Origin of the sequence: Nonomuraea sp. SYSU D8015, assembly GCF_008065375.1 — a bacterium.
Lineage (GTDB): Bacteria > Actinomycetota > Actinomycetes > Streptosporangiales > Streptosporangiaceae > Nonomuraea.
This window is the reverse complement of the sequence record NZ_VJYI01000025.1, coordinates 101,904-125,649: the sequence shown is the minus strand read 5'-3', so window position 1 is coordinate 125,649 and position 23,746 is coordinate 101,904. Positions and strand designations below refer to the sequence as shown.

Below are 23,746 nucleotides of genomic sequence, written 5' to 3'. Positions count from 1 at the left end.
CTCGGCGTGGCGGCGAACAGCGCCGCGTAGTCGATCCGCGGCCTGATCGGCGTCTGCGTGCCCGGCCCGCGAGCCCGGACGAACTGGCCCACGCCATCCACTCTACGAGGTGTCCTGCCTGTTCACCATGGGTGGAGCAGGTCCATGGACGGTGTACCGGCCGCCCGGCGAAGGGTCAGCCCGCGATCACGGCGGCCAGCTCGGGGATGCGGGCGCGGTAGCCGTCGAGCAGGGCTCGGGCCGTCGTCACCGAGTCCACCAGCGGGTGCAGGGCGAAGGCCTCGACCGCGAGGCGGGCCGAGCCGGTCAGCGCGGCCTCGATGGCGGTCTGCTCCACCGCCTTGACCTGCTGGACCAGGCCCAGGAGACGGCCGGGCAGGGGACGGGTGGCCAGGGGGCGGACGCCCGCGCCGCCGACCGCGCACGGGATCTCCACGACCGCGTCCTCCGGCAGGCCGGGCACGGACGAGCCGTTGCGCACGTTGAGGATCATGGTGGCGGGCTCCCCGCGGGCGATCGCGGCCATGAGGGCGAGCGCGATGCCCTCGTACCCGCCCGCCTCCAGGTCGGTGGCGTCCCGCTCGCCGGCCTCGGCGGCCCCGCGGGCCTCGGCCATGTACGTCGCGTCGCGCTGCCGGCGCGCCCGGCGCCACTCCGCGAGCGCGTCGCCGGGCCGCGCCCGGACGGCGGCGTAGAAGGCCTCCTGCTGGTCCAGCAGGGTCTCCCCGCGCGTCCGGCCCGAGATCGCGGCGACCGCCTCCCGGGTGAAGTAGTAGTAATACAGGTATTCGTTGGGCAGCGCCCCCAGCGTGCGCACCCATTCGGCGCCGAAGACCCGGGCCTCCTCGACCTGCCGCAGCGCCGCGTCGTCGGCCAGCAGCCCGGGCAGCACGTCCTCCCCTTCATGGACGAGGCCGCGCAGCCAGCCCAGGTGGTTGAGCCCCACGTAGTCGGGCGACACGCGGGCCGGGTCGAGCCCGAGCGCGGCTGCGGCCCGCCGGATCAGCCCGATCGGCGAATCGCAGATGCCGATCACGCGGTCGCCGAGCACCCGCCGCATGGCCTCGGTGATCATGCCGGCCGGGTTGGTGAAGTTGATGACCCAGGCGCGGGGCGCGAGCGCGGCCACCCGCTCGGCCACGCGCACCGCGACCGGGACGGTGCGCAGCCCGTACGAGATGCCGCCGGGCCCGGCGGTCTCCTGGCCGAGCAGCCCCAGCTCCAGCGCCACCCGCTCGTCGGCGACGCGGCCAGCCAGGCCGCCGACGCGGACGGCGGAGAAGACGAAGTCGGCCTCGCGCAGCGCGGCGTCCAGCTCGGTGGTGGTGCGCACGACCGGCGGGTCGTCGTGGCCCGCGGCGAGCCGGCGCAGCACGTGACCGATGGCCTCCAGCCGCTCGGCCGACACGTCGTACAGCACCACCTCCCGCACGCGCTGCTTGGCGGAATCACGCAGGAGCGCACCGTACACGAGCGGCACCCGGAAGCCGCCTCCCCCGATAACGGCCAGTCTCATGTGAGCAGCACCTCTGCTCCCGCCGCCGCGCAGTTGCGCAGCGTCGCCTCGTCGGCGCCCTCGTTGGTGACGATCACGTCGATGTCCTCGGGCCCGCACACCCGCAGCGCGCCCGTGCCGGGGAACTTGTGCCGGTCCACGAGCAGCACCACCTGCCGCGCCGCCGCGATCATGGCGCGTTTGAGCGGCACCTCGGCCAGCGTGGTGTCGACGAGCTGCCCGTCCGGCCGCACGCCGCTGGCCCCCAGGAACACGCGGTCGGCCACCACCTGGCTCAGCGCCGCCTCGGTCAGCACCCCGACCAGCGAGTGGTAGGGCCTGCGCACCATGCCGCCCAGCAGCAGCAGCTCGACCTCCGGGTCGGAGCGCAGCACGTCGAGCACGGCCAGGCTGGAGGTGACGACGGTGACGCGGCGGCCGCGCAACCGCCGGGCCAGCCGCATGGTGGTGGTGCCGATGTCGAGCAGGATCACGTCGCCGTCGCGGACGAGCGCGGCGGCGCGGGCCGCCACGGCCTCCTTGTCCTGCTCGTCCACCGCCTCCACCTCGGCGAAGGGCCGGGCGTCGTCGGCGTCCACACTGGCCAGGGCGCCGCCGCGGACGCGCCGCAGGGTGCCGTCGCGGTCGAGCACCTCGAGGTCCCTGCGGATGGTCGACGGGCTCACGCCGAGCTGGCTGGCGAGATCGCGGACGCTGGTGGCGCCTGAGAGCCGGACGCGGCGCATGATCTCGGCATGCCTGAGGCGCTGAAGCACGGCGCGAGTGTATCAGTCAAATTCGCGCATGAGTAAGCATCTTGCTCCAAATACTCGCGTAAAATACTTGAACCGCGCGAGTAAACGTGCAAGATTGCGCACATCCCGGTGTGTCGAGGGAGGACCCATTCCCGTGTCTGTCCAGGCATATGACCCGTACGACCCACTGGCCGGTGAGCGGACCCCGGAGGGCCCGCAGTTCGACGTGTTCCTGGCCGGCACGGTCTTCCTGGACATCATCTTCACCGGCCTGCCCGCGATGCCCGAGGCGGGCACCGAGATCTGGGCCGAGGGCATGGGCTCGTGCCCGGGCGGCATCGCCAACCTGGCCATCGCGACCAGCCGCCTCGGCCTGCGCACGTCGCTGGCGGCCGCCTTCGGCGACGACGACTACGGCGACTTCTGCTGGCGCACGCTGGAGGAGCAGGAGTCGGTCGACCTGTCCCGATCGCGGCGCTTCGAGCACTGGCACTCGCCGGTGACCGTCTCCATGGCGGTCGACCGCGACCGGAGCATGGTGACGCACGGCCACCCCGCGCCCATGCCGGCCTCCGAGCTGATCGGCAAACCGCCCCGCTCCCGAGCCGTGATCGTGACGCTCTCCGCCGAAGAGCCGCTGGGCACGGCCGGCAGCGCCTGCAACTGGGCCGAGCTGGCGCACCGCGACGGCGCCCTGCTCTTCGCCGACGTGGGCTGGGACCCGTCAGGCGACTGGTCGCCCGCCGTGCTCGACCAGCTGTCCATCTGCCACGCGTTCCTGCCGAACGCGGCCGAGGCCATGGCCTACACCCGCACCGACACGCCGCGCGACGCGCTGTACGCGATCGCCGACCGGGTGCCCCTCGCGGTGGTGACCGACGGCGCCAACGGCGCCATGGCCATCGACTCCACCACGGGCGAGGAGGCGTTCGTCCCCGCGCCGCGCGTGACGGCGCTCGACCCGACGGGCGCCGGCGACGTGTTCGGCGCCGGCTTCGTGCTCGGCACGCTGTGCCGGTGGCCGCTGGCCGACCGGCTGGCCTTCGCCGAGGTGTGCGCGGCCCTGGCGGTGCAGCAGTTCGGCGGCTCGCTGGCCGCGCCGGGCTGGGGCGACATCGCCGACTGGTGGCACGAGGTGCGCGAGGCGGCCGGCCACAGCGGCGCCTACGGCAGCTCGCTGGCCCGCCGCTACGCCTTCCTCGACCGCCTGGTGCCCACCGTCCCGGTCGGCGCGGTGCGCCGCGCGGCCGCCACCATCGCCCGCTACGCCGACGTCGGCATGGGCTCCCGCACGACCCCTGCCGAGGACGAGGACCCGGACACGCCTCGCGTGCCTCTGCAAAAGGAGTGACACCATGATCCCCCCGACGCGACACCGGACCCTCGCCGCGCTGGCCGCCGGCGTCCTGGCCCTGGCCGCGTGCGCGCCCGGCTCCTCGGCGCCGCCCACGACGCCCGCCCCGTCGCCGGCCGCCGTGCGCACCGACCCCTCCGCCCTCGGCAACGTCACGCTCACCGTCTGGGACCAGGAGGTGCGCGGCGGGCAGGCGGCCCAGATGAAGCAGCTCAACGACGCCTTCCAGGCCAAATACCCCAATATCAAGCTCAACCGGGTGTCGCGCTCCTTCGACGACCTCAACACCACGCTGCGGCTGGCGCTGAGCGGCAACGAGCCGCCCGACGTGGTGGAGGCCAACAACGGCCGCTCGGCTATGGGCGCGTTCGTCAAGGCCGGCCAGCTCCTGCCGCTGGACGCGTACGCCGACGCGTACGGGTGGAAACAGCGCTACCCGGAGTCGGTGCTGCGCTACTCGCGCTACAGCGCCGACGGCAAGCTGTTCGGCGACGGCAACCTGTACGGCCTGCCGCAGGTCGGCGAGGTCGTCGGCATCTTCTACAACCGCGCCAAGCTCTCCAAGCTCGGCATCGAGCCGCCGAAGACCTGGTCCGACTTCGAGGCGGCGCTGGCCACGGCCAAGGCCGCCGGCGAGGTGCCGCTGCAACTGGGCAACCTCGACAAGTGGCCGGCCATCCACGTGTTCGGCACCGTCCAGGGCCGTCACGTCCCGCCCGGCCAGATCAGCACGCTGGCCTTCGGCCGCAAGGGCGCCTCGTGGAACACGACCGAGAACACCACGGCCGCCGAGCAGCTCGTCGGCTGGGTCGGCAAGGGCTACTTCCCCAAGGGCTTCAACGGGCAGGGGTACGATCCGGCCTGGCAGGCGTTCGGCAAAGGCCAGGGCGTCTTCATGATCGCCGGCACCTGGCTCCTCGCCGACCTGCAGAAGGCCCTGGGCAACGACCTCGGGTTCATGCTGCCGCCGGGCACCACGGCCGACGCGCCGCCGGTCGCGACGGGCGGCACCGGGCTGCCGTTCGCGATCACCTCCAAGAGCCGCAACCCGGACGCGGCGGCGGCGTACATCAACTTCATCACCAGCCCCGACGCCATGAAGGTGCTCACCGACACCGGCAACCTGCCCATTGCCGAGACCGGGCAGCAGAAGGTGCCGGCCGGGCCGCAGCAGGAGGTCTTCTCCGCCTTCGGCACGGTGACGGCGAAGAACGGGCTGGTGCCGTACCTCGACTACGCCACCCCGACGTTCGCCGACACGCTGGGGGCGGCGCTGCAGGACCTGCTGGCCGAGAAGGCGGCGCCGCAGGAGTTCCTGGCCACGCTGGAGAAGGACTACAAGACGTTCGCCGAGAGCAACGGATGACCTGCCGATGACCGGAGCCCGGCCTCCCGGGGAGCCGCGCCGCGTCGCCTACCTCTACCTGCTGCCGGCCTTCGCCGTCTACGCGGCGTTCCTGCTCTATCCGATCGGCCGCGCGGTGCAGATCTCGCTGTACGACTGGGACGGGCTGACGCTCGGCCGGTGGGCCGGGCTGGACAACTACGTCGCGATCGTCGCCGACGAGGGGCTGCGGGCCGCCTTCGGCCACGCGCTGGTCCTCATCGTCTTCTACGCGCTGATCCCGCTGGCCATCGGCCTGATGCTGGCCGCGGTGCTCAACCACGCCAAGGTGCGCGGCCTCGGCTTCTTCCGCACGGTGGTGTTCCTGCCGCAGGTGGTCGCCATGGTCGTGGTGGCGGTGGCCTGGCGGCGCGTGTACGCCCCGGACGGGACGCTCAACACGCTGCTCGGCGCGCTCGGGCTCGACTCGCTGACGCGGGGCTGGCTCGGCGACTACACCTTCGCGCTCCCCGCGGTCGGGGTGGTGGGCACGTGGTTCGAGACCGGCCTGGTGACCGTGCTGCTGCTGGCCGGGATGAGCCGCATCCCGGCCGAGCTGTACGAGGCGGCGCGGCTGGACGGCGCGGGCGCGGTCAGGGAGTTCTTCGCGGTCACGCTGCCGTCGGTGCGCGGCGAGATCGCGGTCGCCCTGACGCTGACGGTGATCGCCGCCCTGCGGACGTTCGACCTGGTGTACGTCACGACGCGGGGCGGGCCCGGCACCTCCACGTCCGTGCCGTCGTACGAGGTCTACCACCGGGCCTTCGGGCTCAGCCAGGTCGGCTCGGCGGCGGCGATCGGCATCACGCTGACCGTCATCATCTTCGCGGTCTCGTTCGGGATCAACCGGTTCGCGGACAGGAGGATCACGTGATCTCGCGTGGGGAGCGGGTGGCCAACTACGTCATCCTGTCGGTGTTCGCCGCGTTCGCGCTCTTCCCCATCGTGACGATCCTGTCCGCCGCGCTGGGGCCCGCCGACAGCGGCGGCACGGCGGGGCTCGGGAACTTCGCGGCCGCGTGGGAGATCGGCAGGTTCGGCACCTACCTGCGCAGCAGCCTGGCCGTGTCGGCGTTCGTCGTGGTCGTCAGCGTGCTGCTGTCGATCATGAGCGGGTACGCGTTCGGCACCATGCGCTTCCGCGGCCAGTCGGTGCTGTTCTACCTGTTCATGCTCGGGATCATGATGCCGAGCGAGGCCGTCGCGGTGCCGCTCTACTTCGACCTGCGCGCGCTCGGCCTGATCGATACCTTCTGGTCGATCGCGCTGCCGCAGGTGGCGCTGTCGGTGGCGTTCGGGACGTTCTGGATGCGGGCCTACTTCCGTGCCGCCAACCGGGCGATCGTCGAGGCCGCGCGCATCGACGGCGCGTCGACCTGGCGCATCCTGTGGCAGGTGCTGGTGCCGCCGGCCCGGCCCGCGGTCGTCACGCTGACCGTGCTGGTCTTCATGTGGACGTGGAACGAGTTCCTCATCCCGCTGATCATGGTGACCAGCGAGTCGCTGCGCACCGCGCCGCTGGGGTTGGCCTTCTTCCAGGGCCAGTACACCTCCGGCTTCACGCTCCTCGCGGCCGGGTCGGTCATCGTGGCGACCCCGGTCGTGATCTTCTACTTGTTCCTCCAGCGACACTTCGTCCGCGGGCTGCTCCAAGGGGCGGTCCGCGAGTAGACCTCCGGAGGGTTCATGCGACTTCTGATGGCCGCCCTGCTGATGCTGGGACCCGCCGTGCCTGCCACGGCCGAGGCCGAGGCCGCGGCGGCGCCCGTGGACCTCGACGCGCTGTTCGTCGGCGCGCACCCCGACGACGAGGCGTCCACCCTGTCCACGCTGGGTCAGTGGAAGGAGGACCACGACGTCCGCACCGGCGTCGTCACCGTCACCCGGGGCGAGGGCGGCGGCAACGCCGTCGGCCCCGAGGAGGGACCGGCGCTCGGGCTGCTGCGCGAGGCCGAGGAGCGGACGGCGGTCGCCAAGGCCGGCGTCCGCGAGGTGTTCAACCTGGACGACGTCGACTTCTACTACACGGTGAGCGCACCGCTGACCGACCAGGTGTGGGGCGGCGACACCCTGGAGAAGGTCGTCCGCGTCGTCCGCCAGACCCGGCCCGAGATCCTGCTGACCATGGACCCGGCGCCGACCCCTGGCAACCACGGCAACCACCAGGAGGCCGCGCGGCTGGCCATCGAGGCGTTCTACGCCGCCGCCGACCCCAAGGCGTTCCCCGAGCAGATCACCCGCGAGGGCCTGCGGCCCTTCGCCCCCGCCCGGCTCCTCACCGGCGGCGGACGCGGCACCTCCCGGACCGGGCCGTCGTGCGCCTCCTCCTTCCAGCCCGCCAACCCGGCGCAGAACGTGTACGGCGTGTGGAGCGGGCGCACCTCCGCCGCTCAGGGCGGCCGGACGTGGGCGGCGATCGAGCGGGACGCCCAGCGCACGTACGCCTCGCAGGGCTGGGCCGTCTTCCCCGACGTGCCGTCCGACCCGAACCAGCTCGGCTGCGACTTCTTCACCCAGGTGGACGCGCGGGTGCCGTTCCCGGAGCCGGGCGGCCCGGCCGCCGCGGCGCCCACGGCGATCCTCGACGGGGCGCTGACCCGGGCGAGCGGGGCCGTGCCCCTCGGGACCCAGCTCGGCCTGCGGACCGGCACGTTCGACGTCCGGGCAGGGACGGCCTTCACCGTCGACGTGACCGCGACCGCCCGGGAGCCGCTGGGCCACTCCTCCGTGGCGCTGCGCGTGCCCGACGGCTGGACCGTCAAGGGCTCCGGCGACCTGGGACGGGTCGCCGCCGGGAAGCGGGCCTCCGCCACGTTCACGGTGACGCCGGCCGCCGGCGCGGCGGGCCGGACCAGGATCGGGGCCGTGCTGACCACCGAGCGCGGACGCGGCTACACCGACCGGCAGGTCGAGGCCGGTCCGCCGGTGCGCGGCGGGCAGGAGCTGCTTCCCCAGGTCGCCCAGTACGAGAAATGGGTGGCCGACGTGGGCGTGCCGCAGCTGCGCGGCCTGGTCACGCCCGTGCTGACGCTGCCGTCCGGCGGCTCCCGGCAGGTCGGCGTCGTGGTGACCAACGTGAGCGACACGACCCGCTCCGGCACCGTACGCGTGGACCTGCCCGCCGGGTTCGCCGCCGACCGGACCGAGGCCGCGTACGGCGACCTCGCCCCCGGGGCCTCGGCCACGGTGCCGTTCACCGTCACCAACACCGACACCTCGCTGAAGACCTCCAACGAGGGCGGCGACTACGTCTACACCGTCACCGTGGACGGCACGGTCACCGGCCGGCCCGCCCTGGAGCTCGTCCCGGCGACCGCGATCCCGCGCGCCGCCACGGCGCCGGCCGTCGACGGGGACGACGCCGAGTACCCGGGCCCCGCGCTCGCCCTCTCCCGCCGGTGGGAGGGGGCCGCGTGCTCGTCGGCCGCCGACTGCTCGGGCACGGCCAGGCTCGCCTGGCACGACGACACGCTGTACGTGGCGGTGCGGGTGAAGGACGACGTGCTCGGCACGCCTCTGGCCGCCTCCGACTGCAAGCGGCACTGGCGTACCGACGCGGTGGAGATCACCCTCGATCCGCGCGGCACGTCCGAGAACACCTCCACCACCTTCAAGGTGGCGGTGCTGCCGGTGACGGCCGACTCTGATGTCGCCGGGTCCGCGGCCGACTCTGATGTCGCCGGGTCCGCGGCCGACTCTGATGTCGCCGGGTCCGCGGCCGACTCTGATGTCGCCGGGTCCGCGGCCGACTCTGATGTCGCCGGGTCCGCGACACCGGGCCCGCCGTGCGCCCTGCGCGACGCCGACAACCGCCAGGGCCCCGCCACGGGCGTGCGGATCGCCTCGAAGCCCGCCTCCGGCGAGTACACGGTGGAGCTGGCCATCCCGCTGGAGCAACTGCCCGGCACCGTCGACCCCGAGCACCTCGGCCTCAACATCCTCGTGTACGACTCCGACACCCAGGACAAGACCGGCCAGACCCGGATCGGGTGGTCGACGTGGGGCGGCGTGCAGGGCGACCCGTACCGGTGGGGCATCGCGACCCTGCCCGGCTACCGTCCCCCCGCCGACCGGCCGGTCCCGGATCCGGTGATCCCCGACACCGCACTGTCCAGCCTGGACTCGCCGCAGTCGCTGGAACAGGCCGTCCGCATCCACCTCCCGCTGGCCGGCGGACCGGCGGCGAAGCCGTCGGAGAGTGGCCGGGTCGTCTCGGCGACGCGCGCCGGGGACGCGGTGCGGGTGTCGCTCCACGCCCGTGCCGCAGGAAAGGCGCACCTTTTCGTCCGCGACGCCCAGGGGACGGCGGGCGGCCGCGTGGTCACGGTGCCCGGCGCGGGCACGACGACCGTGACCGTCCCCCTGACCCGCGCCCTGGCCGCGTCCGCGACGGTGGCGGCGGGATGGGAGGCGTCCGCCGGCGGGACGACGGCGTCCCAGGTGGCGGTGCGCTGAACTGCTGAAGGGCTACCTAGCTCCTGGGAAATGTCCAGCGCACGGTGTTTCCCCATCGACGAGCACGGTCCCGCATGCCGCCGCTGCACCGACAAGGCGTCCCCACGTATGCCAAGACGATGGCAAGCACAACGTCCGCAGAAATGTCCGGTTGCTGTCCTGGGTTTGTCTCGCTCGATGAGCGACCATCTCTCAGTAGAGGAAAGTCGTCCCGTCGTAAGCACCAGACACCCGAAGCCCCACAGTGCTATGACACCGTGACCAACGCCGCCACGACCGCCACCGGGCACCGTGGACCGCGGCACTGACAATGATCATCCGCCTCGCCGATCCCTACGTCGGACCAGCGACGCGACGAGTGACATGGGCGATTCGTAGCCGACACCAAGCCGCTACTTGGTTCGCTCGTGACCCGAGGATTCGCACCAGGAAAGAGGCTCCATGCGCTCGACATTCAGGAAGCTTTATCTGGTCACAGCGGCGGTCATCATGATGATGTCGCCGATCACGACCGGCACGGCGTACGCCGCAGAAACGGCATACAACGTGAGGACTCAATGGCTGGCGGAATGGGCGTTGAGTTCGATGCCCATGGACATGGTGCGCCGCGAGATCTGGCTGGAGGGAGACAGAGGCAATTACGGCTGGTTCACTTATGTCAATCCTCCCGCCGAGGTCTATGTCGGCGCCCCGTGCGAGACCTACACCGGGCCCATCATCGAGGGGACGTATATTTGGACCTCGCAGATCTGGCCTGGGAGGCCCTGGGATGGATGGTATAGGATCGACAGCTATCTCTCCCACAAGACCGCCGGCGTGGCATATGGAATCATCTGCAATTTCCGGATACCTTCCGACGGCAATTACACGTGGGGCAGCGCTCTCGATCCGCACTTCTGACGGTCTGCTCGGCTGCTCGCGGAGACGACCGCGTCGTGGGCGTTCATCCGCCCGGTCGTGACCGCGCCCATTCAAACGTAGAAGGGCCCGGGGGCGGCTTGTGGTGTCTCCGGGCCCTTCTCCGTGCCCCCTCCGGCTATGCGGGCCTGCAGTATTTCGCCCTGCCGTCTTCGAGCCCCCTGCTCCATCCCAGCATGTAACCATCGGCGTAACCGACTCCGTAGGCACCCGGCGGCCAATTCGGCCAACTCGGGATGTCGGCACAGTGCTCCCGGGCCCGTGTCTCTCCTTCTTGGTACCCCTCAGAGAGCCCTTTGGCATAGCCCTTCTGGTAAGGAGACGAGTCGTCTGGCGGCGATATCGCCCAGGCGATTTGCGCCTCCGAGGTCGGGCCGACCGCGGCCGGCGCCCCGACGGGCAGCGCGACGGCGGCAAACAATGCCGATCCGACGATGATTGACTGCGTGGTGCGACGCACAGGCGTCTCCTCTCATCGGTGATGTCGCATCAAAGCGACTACTCGGGAGAGCTGAAGAATTATCTCTCAGGGGATGAACGGGTCTCTATCAGCTCTCACCTTGAGAAGGAGCCTCCGGCCCTATGAATGACTGTTGGGGAGTCACCAGTGACGCCGGAATCCGTGGTCTTCGATACGTTCTCCCTTCCACTCTATGACATGGTCGCCGACAATCCTCAAGCCTTCTGGACTCAAAAACTGCGCCATCTCCGCCAAACGACTCCCGCGGCGACGGCGTCAAGGCGGGTCAAAGTGTCGCTCTGCACAAGCCATCAGAACGGGACTCGAAATCTGGCGCCGTACGATGCCCGCGGACTCGCCGCCACGCGGTCAGCCTGCCGCCACACCAAGGCGCCCCATCTCTCGTCAGAGACATGGGGCGCTTTCGGGGAGGCTCCCTACCTGCGGATGAAGCCGTTGACGATCAGCGGCAGCGAGGCGTCCAGGCCGGCCACGTTCAGCACGCCCTCGTCCTGCGGGTCGCCGATCGAGTAGCCCGCGGCGGTCATCGCGGCCACGATGACGCGGGTGCCGGGGGCCACCGTGCGCCGGTAGGCGGCCAGCGCCTGCGTGGCGTGCATCCGGCCCGCCCACGTCTCGTTGTCGGTGAAGAGGACGATGCCGTCCACCGCCATGCGCTGCTCGCGTGCCCACTGGAACGGCAGCGACAGGTCGGTGCCGCCGCCGGACGGCTGCCAGGAGGCGATCTCGCGCAGGTTGGTACGCGGGGTCACCTTGGAGGCGTGGACGCTGGTGTCCACGTCGATGACGTGGACGTTCCCGCGCTCGATCCTGGCCAGCATGACGGCCATCGCGCAGCCGACCTCGTACGCCGAGCCGATCGGCGAGCCGCCCACCCTGACGACGCCGCCCGACCAGCGGCCCGACATCGAGCCGGAGAAGTCGACGGCGACGAGGAGCCGCCGGCCGGTGGGCTCGACGGCGCCGAACGTCAGCTCGTACGTCTCCTCCAGCGCGTCCAGGATCGCCGGGACCGGCGCCCACGTCTGGGCGTCGGCGCGCGGGTTGGGCTGGGCGCGGCCGGAGCCGTACACGCGCAGGGCGAGGAAGGCGTCCATGGGGTGGATGCGGGCCTTCAGCAGCGCGTCGCGGTCGGTGAGCCGGGCGACGGCACGCCGGGTGGCGTCGTTCGCCGGCTGCAAGGTGCCGATGCGGGTCATGCGGGCCAGGTTGCGCAGCAGCGCGGTCATGCCGATCGTGTCGACCAGCGCGTCCCACACTGCAGGCTCGCGCAGCATGGCGTCGGGCAGGAACTCCCACGGCACCTTGCGCTCGGTCACGACGCTGACGGCCTCGCGCGGGGTGGTGACGGCCTTGGCGGTCAGGAACCGGTCCACCGACGCCAGCGACTCACGTGCCTGTCCGTCGGGGACGTTGCCGGCGATCCAGCCGAACAGCCGTGCCCGCTCGGGGCCGTCGGCCTTGGGGTGGGCGATGCGCAGGACGTCCCGCAGGTCGAACGCCTCGCCCTGCGGGGTCTTGCGCTGGCGGGCCTTGCACACCTTGAACGCGACGTCGTCCGCGCTGCCGGCCAGGAACCAGGAGGCGAGCGCGGTGCGCAGGGACCGGCCGATGACCGGGGCGGTGCCGCGGGCGGTCGGCTTGCCGCCGAGGTTCTTGTAGTAGCCGAAGAACTGGGCGAGATGATCGGTGGTGCGGGCCACCGCCGGCAGGGCCGCCTTGGCGGCCTGGCGGGTGGCCGGGTCGCCCTTGGCGTAGCAGGCGGCCAGCGCGAACAGTGCCGGGCGCTGCTTGGGTGCGCGGGGTGGGCGCGCGGTGGAGATGCTGGTGAGCAGGCTCACGACGCGCGGGCCGTCCTCGATGATCGCCTGGAACAGCACGCCGGCGTTCTCGGCCGTCAGCCGGTCCTCCGACACGTAGTAGGTGCCGCCGGTGGTGCCCAGGATGAGGAAGTCCTCCAGCTTGCGCCACAGGTCCTTGGCGAACGCGTAGCCGCCCGCGGCGTTCTGCACCTGGTCGGTACGGCCAGGCAGCGGCCGCGTCTGGGGCGTGGCGTGAGCGGAAATGCTCGCGAGGGGATCGCGGTTGCGGGCCATGGATTGCCTCCTCTGGTTCGACCCGCCCAGGTGGCGGATGTGTGGGGGAGGGGAGGGCGGATGTGGGGACGCCGACCGGCCATAAAGCGTGCTACCGGCTACACCACAGGTCGCACGGGGCGATCCGCCGGGATTCGAACCCGGACCACTCACTCCCGAAGCGATAACCGACCGGCTTCGACCCGCCCTCCCCACGCTCGCCGGCCCTGCCGGGGACACGGATGTGGGGCTCCGGCCGGGCGCCCAGCCGACCTGGGCATTCTGGCCCATGGGGTGGGCCAGAAAGGAGTCGAACCTTTTGGTAACCGACCAGATTCGACCCGTGCCTTCACCGAACCGCACCGGCGACCGCCGAGCCGGGAGCGGGTACGGATGTGAAAGCGGCACCGGATGTGATCTTTTTTGCAGAAAGAGATAACCGACGCCATTCGACCCGTACCTGCTCCGAGCCCAACGGATCAGGATCTGGAGTGGATCAACGATTTGAACCGTAGCACGGCCTTCCCAGAGGAGAGCAACCTATTTACGTGTGCCAATAGGCCTGACCATGGACCTCGACCCGCTTGCAGGCGATGCTTTGGCCGGAGTATGCGCACGCGACGCGCGACCATCTACCAGATCGGGATCTTCGCCGGTGCCCTTCCGCCGCCGGTTGCACCGGGGGTGCGGAGAGCGCCACCCGCCATGTCGCCGTGTGTGCTTCTGCGTGCTGGGAGGCGCGGCCAGAGGCCGAATATCGGTGCTGACCGGCACAATCCATCTTGATCTCAGACCCGATTTCACAGCAGGATGGCCTGGCCGTGAACGCCAGGAGACGCGTTTCACGAAGGGTCGCGGGGGTGGAACGGTCGGTGAATGCACGGGGTTTCACACGGGCGTTAGCGACGGTTTTCGTCGGCGTACTGGTGTTGAGTGTCATCACGGCCCAGGATTCGCCGCGAACCGAGCGCTCTGCTGTGGAGACGATGGATTGCGTCAGATTTAGCCGTGTCGTTCTCATGGGATTCGCCGTCGCCAATCCCGACTACTCCACGCAGTTCACGCTGACCCCCGCCGAGGAATGCCGGCGCTCCAGACCGCTCGAGGACGAAGTCACGTCGTTCGACGGCTCCCTGAGGATCGGCGTCGGGCCGCGGATCGCGAGCACGTGGCCGCACGATGCGCCGATGGTGTTGACGGAGTTCCGGCAGGACGTGTCGGGTTGGCTGCACGTGCCGAAGCCGGTGCCCTGGTACCTGACCGAGCTTCTCGCCACGGTCGGGGACGCGAACGTGAAGTCGGGTAGTCACCGGACGGCCCGCCTGCTGAAGGGCATGAGCTCGCTCAGGCACAGCGTGCACGCGGTGGTCGAATTGAAAGAGCCGTTGCCCGAAGAGCAGGCGGGAGAGATATATGGCGTTCAGAAGAACGAGGTCCTGCTGCTTTCTCCCGGACGCGGCGAGAAGCCGATCGGGTGGCCTTACGTCTTCCCCGGGGTGATCGGCGCTTTCGACGCGTACGAGGATGTGGAGGGCCCGTCGAGGGTCGCCGAATTCCGGCGGTGGGTGTCGTTGTTGCGGGAGGAGGACGAGCCCGCACTTGAAGAGGTCGGGCTCGATCTGGCGGAGTTGCGCCTCGCGGCGGGCGAGGGGCTGGTGCACGGGTTCACCGTCATCAACACCCCGGACGTCGTCCGGCATCTGGCGAAGGATCCGCAGGTGCGCTCTGTGCAGGTGGTCGAAATCGTTCCTGCCGAATCGGACGCGTGACCATCCCCAACCTAAACGCTTCTCGGCGACGAACGCGTTGAACGTGCCGGCTGTTCGTTTCCCCAGTCCGCGAGATTCCCTTTGAGATCCGGCTAAAGGCACGTCCGGTGCGGGCGACCTTGCGTCCACCGGCCGCAGCACGTGCATATCCACGGTTCCGAGTGTGACGATGCTGTCGAGGTACGGAGCGGGTCGTGTGCAAACGGTCCTGCGGATGGGCCGTCGCCCCTACCGTCGCAGGATATGCAGACAGTGGATGTACTCGTCGTGGGCGCGGGCCTGGCCGGCCTGCGCACAGCCCGCCTGCTCGCGCGACGGCAATTGAAGGTGATGGTGGTCGACCGCCGCAGGTCGCTGTCGACGGGCATCCGCACGACCGGGATCTTCGTGCGTCGCACCCTCGATCACTTCGGCCTGCCGGACCACCTGCTCGGCCCTGGCGTACGGGACGTGCTGCTGTATCCGCCATCACGGCGGGCGCCCATCCGGCTCACCAGTGACCGGGACGAGTACCGCGTGGCCGACATGGCGGCGATCTACGAGCACGCGCACCGCGCAGCGGAGTCGGCCGGGGCGCGGGTCCTCCTGGGGGTGCGGTACGTCGACTCGTCGATGGGCTTCGTACGGCTCGCGGGTGCGGAACCGGTGACGGCCCGGTTCATCGTCGGCGCGGACGGCGCCCGCTCCCATGTGGCCCGTGATCTCGGCCTCGACGTCAACCGGCGCTTCCTCATCGGTGCCGAGATCGTCCACCCGGTCGCGTCGGGCACGACCACCCCGGCGTTCCACTGCGTGCTTGACCCCAGGGTCGCTCCCGGGTACCTGGGGTGGGTCATCGACGACGGCCGGTATGCGCATGTCGGCGTCGCGGGATACCCGGACGCGATGCGCACCGGCATCCGCCACCTGCTGGACGACTTCGCCGCGGACGCGCCCGGCCGCGCGGCACCGACCGGTCCGGTCGAGCGTCGAGGTGGTCCCATCCCGGTCGGCGGCGTGCTGCGACGGCTGGCGTGTCCCGCCGGGCTGCTCGTCGGAGACGCGGCGGGCGCGGTGTCACCGCTGACAGCCGGCGGATTGGACCCTTGCCTGCGTATGTCGGAACTGGCCGCCGCGGTCGCCGCCGAGTACCTGCGTACCGGCGACCAGCGGGTGTTGAGCCGGTACGACGGGAACGCGTTGCGGAGCCGGTTCCGAGGCCGGCTGTTGCTGCGCCGCCTGTTCGCCGGCATCCGATCTCCCGCCGCGGCAGAGGCGGCGGTGGCCGTGCTGCGCAGTCGTGCCGGTCGGGCCCTGGCGGCGCGGATCCTGTTCGGCGACAGCTCGTTTCCCGATGTCAACCCACGGCTCCCGGACCCGGCGATCGACAGGCCGGCTGGCCTGTGACGGGCCGGGCGCAAGGTCTGAGTCATGGACGCTGGCGCAGCCTGGCCAGGCCACCACTTGATCGAGAAGCCCCTGCTACGGCAGTGGAGCGGCGACCGGCCATGAGGGAGGCTCGGGGACTAGAGCCAGCAGGCCCGGGTGGAGGGCCTGCCTGGATTCGAACCAGGAGAAGGAAGCCCTCGAATGGCCTCATGACCAGCAGGCGAGGAAAGCGGGAAGGCTAGAGATTCTTTTTCAAAGATGAGAAGGAAGCCCTCCCATGGCCTCGCGATCTCTACCGTATATCAGGCGGGGATCAGTTCGTGCAGCGTTGCCGGCGTGTACATCCGCGCCCCTTCAGGGAGGTCAGCCGGCGCCTCCAACCCGATGTAGGTGGTGTGACCGCCCGGCGCCCCCTTCGCACGCAGCCGGTCGACCACGTAGCGGACGCGCAGATAGTCGCGTTCCACGATCGAACGCACCAGCAGCGACGCGGTGACCCGGTTGCCCTCCACCTGGTTGAAGTACAGATGCCCCTTCAGGTAGAGGTGCAGCCACTTCACCCGCCATCCGCCGTCGTCCCCGCGCAGGAACACGAGCGGCAGCGCGATCCGGCCGGAGCCGCGCAGGTCGGACTTCATCCGCACGGTACGCGGCTCGAACGGCCTGCCCTTCTGCGCGGCGTCCCTCGTCATGTACCCGAAGAACGCCTCCGCCGCCTCGTCGAACGGTTCCCCGGCGTAGATGTTCACCTGCGGAATGATGATGGGCTGGGTGGCTTCAGCCAGCCGGATGTCGATGAACTCCGACGCGCCGTCGGTGGCGTCGGTGAGGTCGCCGGAGTACTCGGCGAAGCCGTTGCTGTAGTTCGTCCACGACACATGAACCGGGTCGCCGTAGGAGGCGTCCAGCATGAGCGCCGACAGGTCGTAGTCGGTGCGCCGCTCGGCCTGCCGCCAGTACACGAAGAACCGCAGCAGCTCGCCGTCCACCGCCGACAGCGACCCGCGCGGCAGCATGCCGAGCCCCGGCACGACGGCCTTGCCCGACAGCGGCAGCGCGACGTCGAGCACGTCGGGATCGACGATCAGCTCACCGGGGTCGGGCAGACGGCGGGTGATCTCCTCGTCCAGGACGGCCAGCGCCCGCGACAGGACCTGCTCCTCCAGCGGCGAGCGGGAGTCCGGGGTCGCCCAGGCCCGGCCGTGCCGGTTCGTGAAAACACGGCCGGCGGCGGGGGAGAGCCGGTTCTGCAGATGCTCGCGCAGCGACAGCAGGACGCGGCCGGAGGCGCCCGCTGCCGCCCTTTCCGCCGCGTCCAGCACAACCGACGCCGACTGGCCGGTACGCAGCAGGTGGTCGAGGCGGCGCAGCAGAGCACCCGGCGCGTTCTCCAGCAACTTCACGGCCTCGCCGGCACGCCCCGCCACCAGGGCGGCCTCCACCCGGCCGTCCAAGCTCACAGCCGCGCGAACACCCCTGGCCACCTCGAAGACGCGGGCGGCCGCGGGGAACTGCGGATACTCGTGCGGATGCAGCCGCTCGCCGAGCCGCTTCCACTGCTCCCGATGCCGCGGCACGTCGCCCAGCTTGGCCGGCGTCGCCACCCTGTCCAACGCCTGCAGGAGCGCGCGGCGCTCGGCCCGCCGGAACGAGCGGAACCTCGTCGGCGTCGCCAGCGTGACATCGCCGCCGGACAAGCCGCACGCCAGCCGGAGCACGTCGGTCACCGTGTCCACCAGCAGCGGCCGCCCAGCGGCCAGCCGCACCTCGTTGACGATCGCACGGTTCTCACGCACCGGGATGCGCTCCGGCTCGTCGGCGCAGAACGCCGCCAGCGTGCGCAGCGCCGTCAGGTCCTCGGCAGCCGGCGGTACCTCAGAGCCCGCCAGGGAGAAATACAGTGCCCGGGCCTCCGATTCCAGGCTGCCGCCCAGCTCCAGCACCGTCACCCGGTCCCCGGCCAGCGGGATCAACTCGGCGTGCGCCGCCAGCAGGTCGGCGTAGGTGTGCTGATAGCGGCCGTACCGCGGCAGCTCCAGGAGGTTGAGCACCGGCGAATGAAACTGGACACGCTCAGCGGCGACCGGGTCGAGCAACGCCTCGCGCAACAGACCGACCCAGAATTCCACCGTGTCGGGCACGTTGCGTGGGAAGTCGAGGAAGTAGGCGTTGTGCTGCACGTGGTCACCCACGAGCTCGCGAACGGCGGCCAGAACCCGTACGCCGAGATCGACCACGGTCTCCCCGCGCAACCTCGCCAACCGCTCAAGCAGGGCCGCCGAGCACTTGAAACCGACGCTCAGCAGCGCAGCGTCGAGCTGGCGTGCGGCCACCTCTCCCCAGTTCGGGTGGGAGCCGACGGGGGCGTCGCCGATGGGGACACGCAGCCGACGGGCGATGACGAGGGTTTCAAGATTGTCCACGAGCGCACCTTATAGCCGGAACGTCCTCCCACGCTGTCCCGTACCGGGCGAGGCGGTGAAGGACGCGCTGCGCCGCTGCGTGGCCGAGGGACCATCGTCAAGATGGGTGAGGGATATGAGGCTCCCGGCCCTGCTCTTGGGGGCGCGAGCGCTCCACGGCGAGGAGGAGATCCTGGAAGGAGGGCTCAAGACCGACAGTTGGGATGGCGGGCATTCTATTCGGCCAGTAGAGTAGCCTCGCCATTGGTCGAAGGAAGCGCTCCTTGTCGCCTCGCGACATGTCCAACCTGAGATGGCCGACCTGTCTGGTCCATGTGACCCTGAGGTCTTTGATGTGCTCCCAGGGAATTGGTTCACGCGAGAGCCGGAGGTCGTGGATTCCCTTCTCATCGACCCGGATGACGACCGAGTTTCCGAGGAACAGCCTGCGTGTCCACGCGACCAGGGCCAGCAGGAAGAACAACGCGCATACCCAGCCTACGATCCTCGTCACCCACGGGTCGTAGCGCTCCACCTCAATGAACCCCAGCGCGAGGACACCCCCTAAGACCACGAACGCCAGGCTACCGAGCACCAGCAGGACGGTTTTCGGTAACGATTGCCGCCATTCACTGATTTCTCCCATGGGAGAAGACTGGAGGTCTGCCGGGCCAGCGTCAAGATCCCGGTACTGCGCCGATCGCAGTGAAATCGTGACCGGCGACCCCTGATCATTGAGCGCTCTTGGCTCGCTCGATTGCGATGGCTTTGTCCTGACATATGCGGCTGGAAAGAGGCGGGCCGCGCCAGCGCTGGGGGAGCTGGCGCGGCCCGTTCGCCGGGGAACCATCCCATGCCCTGGAGGTGGCCGGCGAGATCAGGGAGAACTAGTGGTTGAACTGCTCTTCCTCGGTCGAGCCGCGCAGCGCGGTGGTCGAGGAGTCCGGCGCGACGGCCGTGGAGACCAGGTCGAAGTAGCCGGTGCCGACCTCGCGCTGGTGGCGGGTCGCGGTGTAGCCCCGCGACTCGGCGGCGAACTCGGCCTCCTGGAGTTCGACGTACGCCGTCATGCCGTCCGACGCGTAGCCGGAGGCCAGGTCGAACATGGAGTAGTTCAGCGAGTGGAACCCGGCGAGGGTGATGAACTGGAACTTGTACCCCATGTGCCCCAGCTCCCGCTGGAACTTGGCGATCGTCGAGTCGTCCAGGTGCTTCTTCCAGTTGAACGAGGGCGAGCAGTTGTAGGCGAGCATCTGGTCCGGGTACTCGGCCTTGATCGCCTCGGCGAACTCGCGCGCCACGTCCAGATCCGGCGTGCCGGTCTCCATCCACAGCAGGTCGGAGTACGGCGCGTACGCCAGGCCGCGCGCGATGCACGCCTGGATGCCGTTCCTGACCCGGTAGAAGCCCTCGGCGGTGCGCTCGCCGGTGGTGAACTGCTGGTCGCGCGGGTCCACGTCGCTGGTCAGGAGCGTCGCGGCCTGGGCGTCGGTCCGCGCGATGATCAGTGAAGGGACGCCGCAGACGTCGGCGGCGAGGCGGGCGGCGTTGAGGGTCTTGATGTGCTGGCCGGTCGGGATCAGCACCTTGCCGCCCAGGTGGCCGCACTTCTTCTCGGAGGCGAGCTGGTCCTCCCAGTGCACGCCCGCGGCGCCGGCCGCGATCATGCCCTTCATCAGCTCGAACGCGTTCAGCACGCCGCCGAACCCGGCCTCGGCGTCGGCCACGATCGGCGCCAGCCAGTGCGGCGCCTCGTCCGCGATGCCCTCCGACCAGGTGATCTGGTCGGCGCGCAGCAGCGCGTTGTTGATGCGGCGCACGACGGCGGGCACGGAGTTGGCCGGATACAGGCTCTGGTCCGGGTACGTCTGCCCGCCCAGGTTCGCGTCCGCGGCGACCTGCCAGCCGGACAGGTAGATGGCCTTCAGCCCGGCCTTCACCTGCTGAACGGCCTGGTTGCCGGTCAGCGCGCCGAGGGCGTTGACGTAGTCCTCGGTGTGCAGCAGGTTCCACAGGCGCTCGGCGCCGAGCCGGGCGAGCGTGTGCTCCTCCTGGACGCTGCCGCGCAACCTGATCACGTCCTCGGCGCTGTAGGTGCGCTCGATGCCCTCCCAACGGGGGTCGTTGTCCCATTCGTCCCGCAGCTGCTCAGCGGCTCCCTTGAGGCGATCGATCATGTTCACTCCTTTGTCGTCCCCTGGGTGCTTACGCCGAGTCTCTGCCCTTGGAGGCGGCCTCAATAGGAGGAATCATGGAGAAGATTCGTAGAAATTTCCGTTTTGGACATTACTGGCGGGTATTCAAGGCAGAAGAAATCGCGAGTTTTACCGTTGGACTAGACCAATCGCCGCACCTGGGAACCAGGGCGGCAAGGCGAGCGCCGGAAGGCTAGAAGATGGAGCGTTTTTCTGTCTAAGATGCCCGCATGGCGTCCTTGCTAGGCGAAGAACCGCTGTCTTTGACGCAGGAGCTTGATCTCATCGCGTTTGGCCAGCGCCTGCGCCACCTGCGCAAACAACGCGGCCTCACCCTCTCCGACCTGGGCTCGCGCGTCGGCCGGGCGCCCAGCCAGCTGTCGTTGCTGGAGAACGGCAAGCGCGAGCCCAAGCTGTCCCTGCTCAAGGGGCTGGCCTCCGCGCTCGGCGTGCCCGTCGAGGAGCTGCTGCGCCGCCAGCCGCCCAACCGCCGCGCCCAGCTCGAGATCGCCCTGGAGGAGGCGCAGCGCGACCCCGTCTACGCAGGCCTCGGCCTGCCGCGGCTGAAGGTCTCCGCGCGCGTGCCCAACGACGTGCTGGAGCACATTCTCGGCCTGTACGGCGAGCTGCGCGCCCGCCAGGCCCGCGGCACCGCCACCCCCGAGGAGGCCAGGGTGGCCAACGCCGAGCTGCGGCGCAGGCAGCGCGAGGTGGGCAACTACTTCCCGGAGATCGAGGAGGCCGCCGCCAAGGCCCTCGACGCGGTCGGCTACCGCACCGGCGCGCTGTCGCAGAGCACCATCCAGGGCCTGGTCACGCACTTCGGCTATACCGTGCACACCGCGCAGGACCTGCCGCGTTCCGTACGCTCCATCACCGACCTGCGCAACCGCCGCATCTACGTCAAGCACGAGCAGCTCGGCATGCACACCCCGCGCACGATCCTGCTCCAGACGCTCGGCCACCTCGCGCTCGGCCACGACAAGCCCCGCGACTTCGCCGACTTCCTGCGCCAGCGCACCGAGGCCAACTACTTCGCCGCCGCGGTCCTCGTGCCCGAGAGGGCCGCCGCGCCTTACCTGCAGGAGGCCAAGGCCGAGCGGGCGCTGTCGGTGGAGGACCTACGGGACGTGTTCGCGGTGTCGTACGAGATGGCCGCCCACCGCTTCACCAACCTCGCCACCCATCACCTGGGCCTCGTCTGTCACTTCGTGCGCAACGACGCCGGCGGCATCATCTACAAGGCGTACGAGAACGACGGCATCGAATTCCCGGCCGACGAGCAGGGCGCCATCGAGGGGCAGCGGATGTGCCTGCAGTGGTCGGGGCGGCAGGTTTTCGCCTCGCCCGACCGGTTCTCGGTGTATTACCAGTATTCCGACTCGCCCACCGGCACCTACTTCTGCGTCGCGCACGTCGACCCGTCGCGCGAGCGGGACTTCGCCATCACGCTGGGCGTGCCGTACAAGGAGTCGCGGTGGTTCCGGGGCAGGGAGACCACCAACCGCACCAAATCCAACTGCCCCAACGGCGACTGCTGCCGCCGCCCGCCCGCCGAGCTGGCCGAGCGCTGGGAGGGATACGCCTGGCCGTCGGCCCGCGCCAACTCCCACGTCCTGGCCGCGCTGCCGCCGGGGTCGTTCCCCGGTGTGGACGAGGCGGACGTGTACACCTTCCTGGAGCGCCACGCGCACAGCACATAACCTGACATTTGGGGCATATAGGGGGATCGGGGGGAGGTGTCGCATGCTGCGAGAAGTGAGCGGATGGTTGCGGCGCCGCACTTCGTCCGCCGGGGACTGGCCGGTCCGGGACCTGGTGGCCGCCAAGGGGGACGCCACGGTGAGCGTGGTGCTCCCGGCCCGCGACGAGCGAGAGACCATCGGCGAGATCGTGGGGGTCATCCGGCACGAGCTGGACGGGCTCGTCGACGAGATCGTGGTCATCGACTCGCGCTCCTGCGACGACACCGCGCGGGTGGCCGCGCGCGCCGGGGCCAGGGTGCACGCCCAGGACGAGATCCTGCCGCAGCTCGAACCGCTGGACGGCAAGGGTGAGGCGCTGTGGAAGTCGCTGGCCGTCACGTACGGTGACGTGCTGGCGTTCGTTGACGCCGATATCCGGAAATTTCGTTCTTCGTTGGTATGCGGGGTGCTCGGGCCGTTGCTCGCGGACCCCAGCGTCGTCTACGTCAAGGGCTGCTACGACCGCCCGCTGAACGGCGCTCCCAACGGCGGCGGCCGCGTCACCGAGCTGGTCGCCCGCCCGCTCATCAACCTGCACTGGCCGCAGCTCGCCGGTTTCGTGCAACCCCTGGCGGGGGAGTACGCCGGCCGCCGCTCGGCCCTCGAGCGCGTGCCGTTCCTGACGGGGTACGGCGTCGAGCTCGGCCTGCTCATCGACCTGCTCGACCTGGCCGGGCTGGACGCGTTCGCGCAGGTGGACCTGGGCTCGCGCGAGCACGCCCCGCAGTCCACCGAGGCGCTGGGCGGCATGGCGGCCCAGATCATGCTGGCCGCCTGGTCCCGCCTGGAACGCCAGGGCAAGATCCAGGCCTTCCACGAGCCGTCCGCATGCCTCGCGCAGTTCCGGCGCGGCCTGACAGGGCACGATGTCATGAGCCGCGACGTGCGGATCTCGGAACGTCCACCCATGATCACCGTACCGGCCTGAACCGCCGCTGATCGCCGTACCGGCCCGAGCCGCGAGCGGCGCTCGCTCCAGCGGCGGCTCCAACCCCCACCGGGTAGGGAAGGAGCATCGCCATGGTCACCACGGATTTCCTGACGGCGGCCCGCGCCGAGGCGCTGTTCGGCAGCGACCTGCCCACCGGCTCCGCGCCGAGCGGACCCGAGGTCACCGCCGCCATCCGCCGCGCCGTCAGGACGCACGGCGGCACGCGCGGCTGCGCGGTGGCGCTCGCCGGCGAGTACGGCGACCACCCGGAGACGGCCGCGCCCCGCATGCGCTGGGCGCTGCAGGTGGTGCGGACCGTGTACGCGCGGTCGCCCAAAGGAACGAGAAACGTCGCCCCTCCGGACGTTCCTGTGTGAGCTACCGATCGGTAAGGTGTTACCACCGGTAACCCCTGGATC

The 23,746-nt window shown here is 70.3% G+C and carries 17 protein-coding genes; 11 read left to right on the top strand and 6 right to left on the bottom strand.

The window, feature by feature from the left end:
- Window positions 1–175: 175 nt before the first annotated feature.
- The gene (locus ID574_RS49290; RefSeq protein WP_188195998.1) at window positions 176–1,516 is read right to left on the bottom strand and encodes a 6-phospho-beta-glucosidase; all 1,341 of its coding nucleotides are present in this window, start codon (window positions 1,514–1,516) and stop codon (window positions 176–178) included.
- Window positions 1,513–2,271, bottom strand: coding sequence for a DeoR/GlpR family DNA-binding transcription regulator (locus ID574_RS49285; RefSeq protein ID WP_188195997.1), 759 nt, complete (start codon window positions 2,269–2,271; stop codon window positions 1,513–1,515). Before ID574_RS49285 ends, ID574_RS49290 begins: the two co-directional genes overlap by 4 nt.
- Window positions 2,272–2,404: 133 nt before the next feature.
- Between ID574_RS49285 and ID574_RS49280 the strand changes: the two genes are divergently transcribed.
- The 6 genes from ID574_RS49280 to ID574_RS49255 all read left to right on the top strand — a co-directional run bounded on the left by ID574_RS49280 (window position 2,405) and on the right by ID574_RS49255 (window position 10,343).
- Complete coding sequence (locus ID574_RS49280) at window positions 2,405–3,601, top strand: carbohydrate kinase family protein (RefSeq protein ID WP_223167870.1); 1,197 nt, start codon at window positions 2,405–2,407, stop codon at window positions 3,599–3,601.
- A 4-nt stretch (window positions 3,602–3,605) separates the two neighbouring features.
- Window positions 3,606–4,970, top strand: a complete 1,365-nt coding sequence (locus tag ID574_RS49275; protein WP_188195995.1) for an extracellular solute-binding protein — start codon at window positions 3,606–3,608, stop codon at window positions 4,968–4,970.
- 7 nt (window positions 4,971–4,977) lie between these two features.
- Window positions 4,978–5,862, top strand: coding sequence for a carbohydrate ABC transporter permease (locus ID574_RS49270; RefSeq protein WP_188195994.1), 885 nt, complete (start codon window positions 4,978–4,980; stop codon window positions 5,860–5,862).
- Window positions 5,859–6,659 carry a carbohydrate ABC transporter permease gene (locus tag ID574_RS49265; protein ID WP_188195993.1) on the top strand — a complete coding sequence of 267 codons (801 nt, stop codon included), beginning with the start codon at window positions 5,859–5,861 and terminating at the stop codon, window positions 6,657–6,659. Before ID574_RS49270 ends, ID574_RS49265 begins: the two co-directional genes overlap by 4 nt.
- Window positions 6,660–6,674: 15 nt before the next feature.
- Window positions 6,675–9,443: a sugar-binding protein gene (locus ID574_RS49260; RefSeq protein ID WP_188195992.1), complete on the top strand. Its 2,769-nt coding sequence runs from the start codon at window positions 6,675–6,677 to the stop codon at window positions 9,441–9,443.
- Between the two features lie 441 nt (window positions 9,444–9,884).
- Entirely contained in the window at window positions 9,885–10,343 is a 459-nt protein-coding gene (locus tag ID574_RS49255; RefSeq protein ID WP_188195991.1) for a hypothetical protein, read from the top strand.
- 915 nt (window positions 10,344–11,258) lie between these two features.
- Here ID574_RS49255 and ID574_RS49250 read toward each other — a convergent pair.
- Entirely contained in the window at window positions 11,259–12,938 is a 1,680-nt protein-coding gene (locus ID574_RS49250) for a TROVE domain-containing protein (RefSeq protein WP_188195990.1), read from the bottom strand.
- Between the two features lie 998 nt (window positions 12,939–13,936).
- Between ID574_RS49250 and ID574_RS49245 the strand changes: the two genes are divergently transcribed.
- Both ID574_RS49245 and ID574_RS49240 read left to right on the top strand, forming a co-directional pair.
- Window positions 13,937–14,686 carry a hypothetical protein gene (locus ID574_RS49245; protein ID WP_188195989.1) on the top strand — a complete coding sequence of 250 codons (750 nt, stop codon included), beginning with the start codon at window positions 13,937–13,939 and terminating at the stop codon, window positions 14,684–14,686.
- Between the two features lie 243 nt (window positions 14,687–14,929).
- Window positions 14,930–16,072, top strand: a complete 1,143-nt coding sequence (locus ID574_RS49240) for an NAD(P)/FAD-dependent oxidoreductase (protein ID WP_188195988.1) — start codon at window positions 14,930–14,932, stop codon at window positions 16,070–16,072.
- Window positions 16,073–16,356: 284 nt separating this feature from the next.
- Here the strand turns inward: ID574_RS49240 and ID574_RS49235 are convergent, their stop codons facing one another.
- The 3 genes from ID574_RS49235 to aceA form a co-directional block, all read right to left on the bottom strand.
- Window positions 16,357–18,477, bottom strand: a complete 2,121-nt coding sequence (locus tag ID574_RS49235) for a TerD family protein (protein ID WP_188195987.1) — start codon at window positions 18,475–18,477, stop codon at window positions 16,357–16,359.
- Window positions 18,478–18,574: 97 nt separating this feature from the next.
- Window positions 18,575–19,102, bottom strand: a complete 528-nt coding sequence (locus tag ID574_RS49230) for an STM3941 family protein (RefSeq protein WP_188195986.1) — start codon at window positions 19,100–19,102, stop codon at window positions 18,575–18,577.
- 241 nt (window positions 19,103–19,343) lie between these two features.
- Window positions 19,344–20,633: an isocitrate lyase gene (gene aceA, locus ID574_RS49225; protein WP_188195985.1), complete on the bottom strand. Its 1,290-nt coding sequence runs from the start codon at window positions 20,631–20,633 to the stop codon at window positions 19,344–19,346.
- Window positions 20,634–20,881: 248 nt separating this feature from the next.
- Between aceA and ID574_RS49220 the strand changes: the two genes are divergently transcribed.
- The 3 genes from ID574_RS49220 (at window position 20,882) to ID574_RS49210 (ending at window position 23,704) form a co-directional block, all read left to right on the top strand.
- A complete protein-coding gene (locus ID574_RS49220) occupies window positions 20,882–22,354 on the top strand; it encodes a helix-turn-helix domain-containing protein (RefSeq protein WP_442939428.1) in 1,473 nt (490 codons plus the stop codon).
- Between the two features lie 43 nt (window positions 22,355–22,397).
- A complete protein-coding gene (locus tag ID574_RS49215; RefSeq protein WP_188195984.1) occupies window positions 22,398–23,324 on the top strand; it encodes a glucosyl-3-phosphoglycerate synthase in 927 nt (308 codons plus the stop codon).
- A gap of 92 nt (window positions 23,325–23,416) precedes the next feature.
- Window positions 23,417–23,704 (top strand): hypothetical protein, encoded by a 288-nt coding sequence (locus tag ID574_RS49210; RefSeq protein WP_188195983.1) that lies wholly within the window; start codon window positions 23,417–23,419, stop codon window positions 23,702–23,704.
- The last annotated feature ends 42 nt before the right edge of the window (window positions 23,705–23,746 follow it).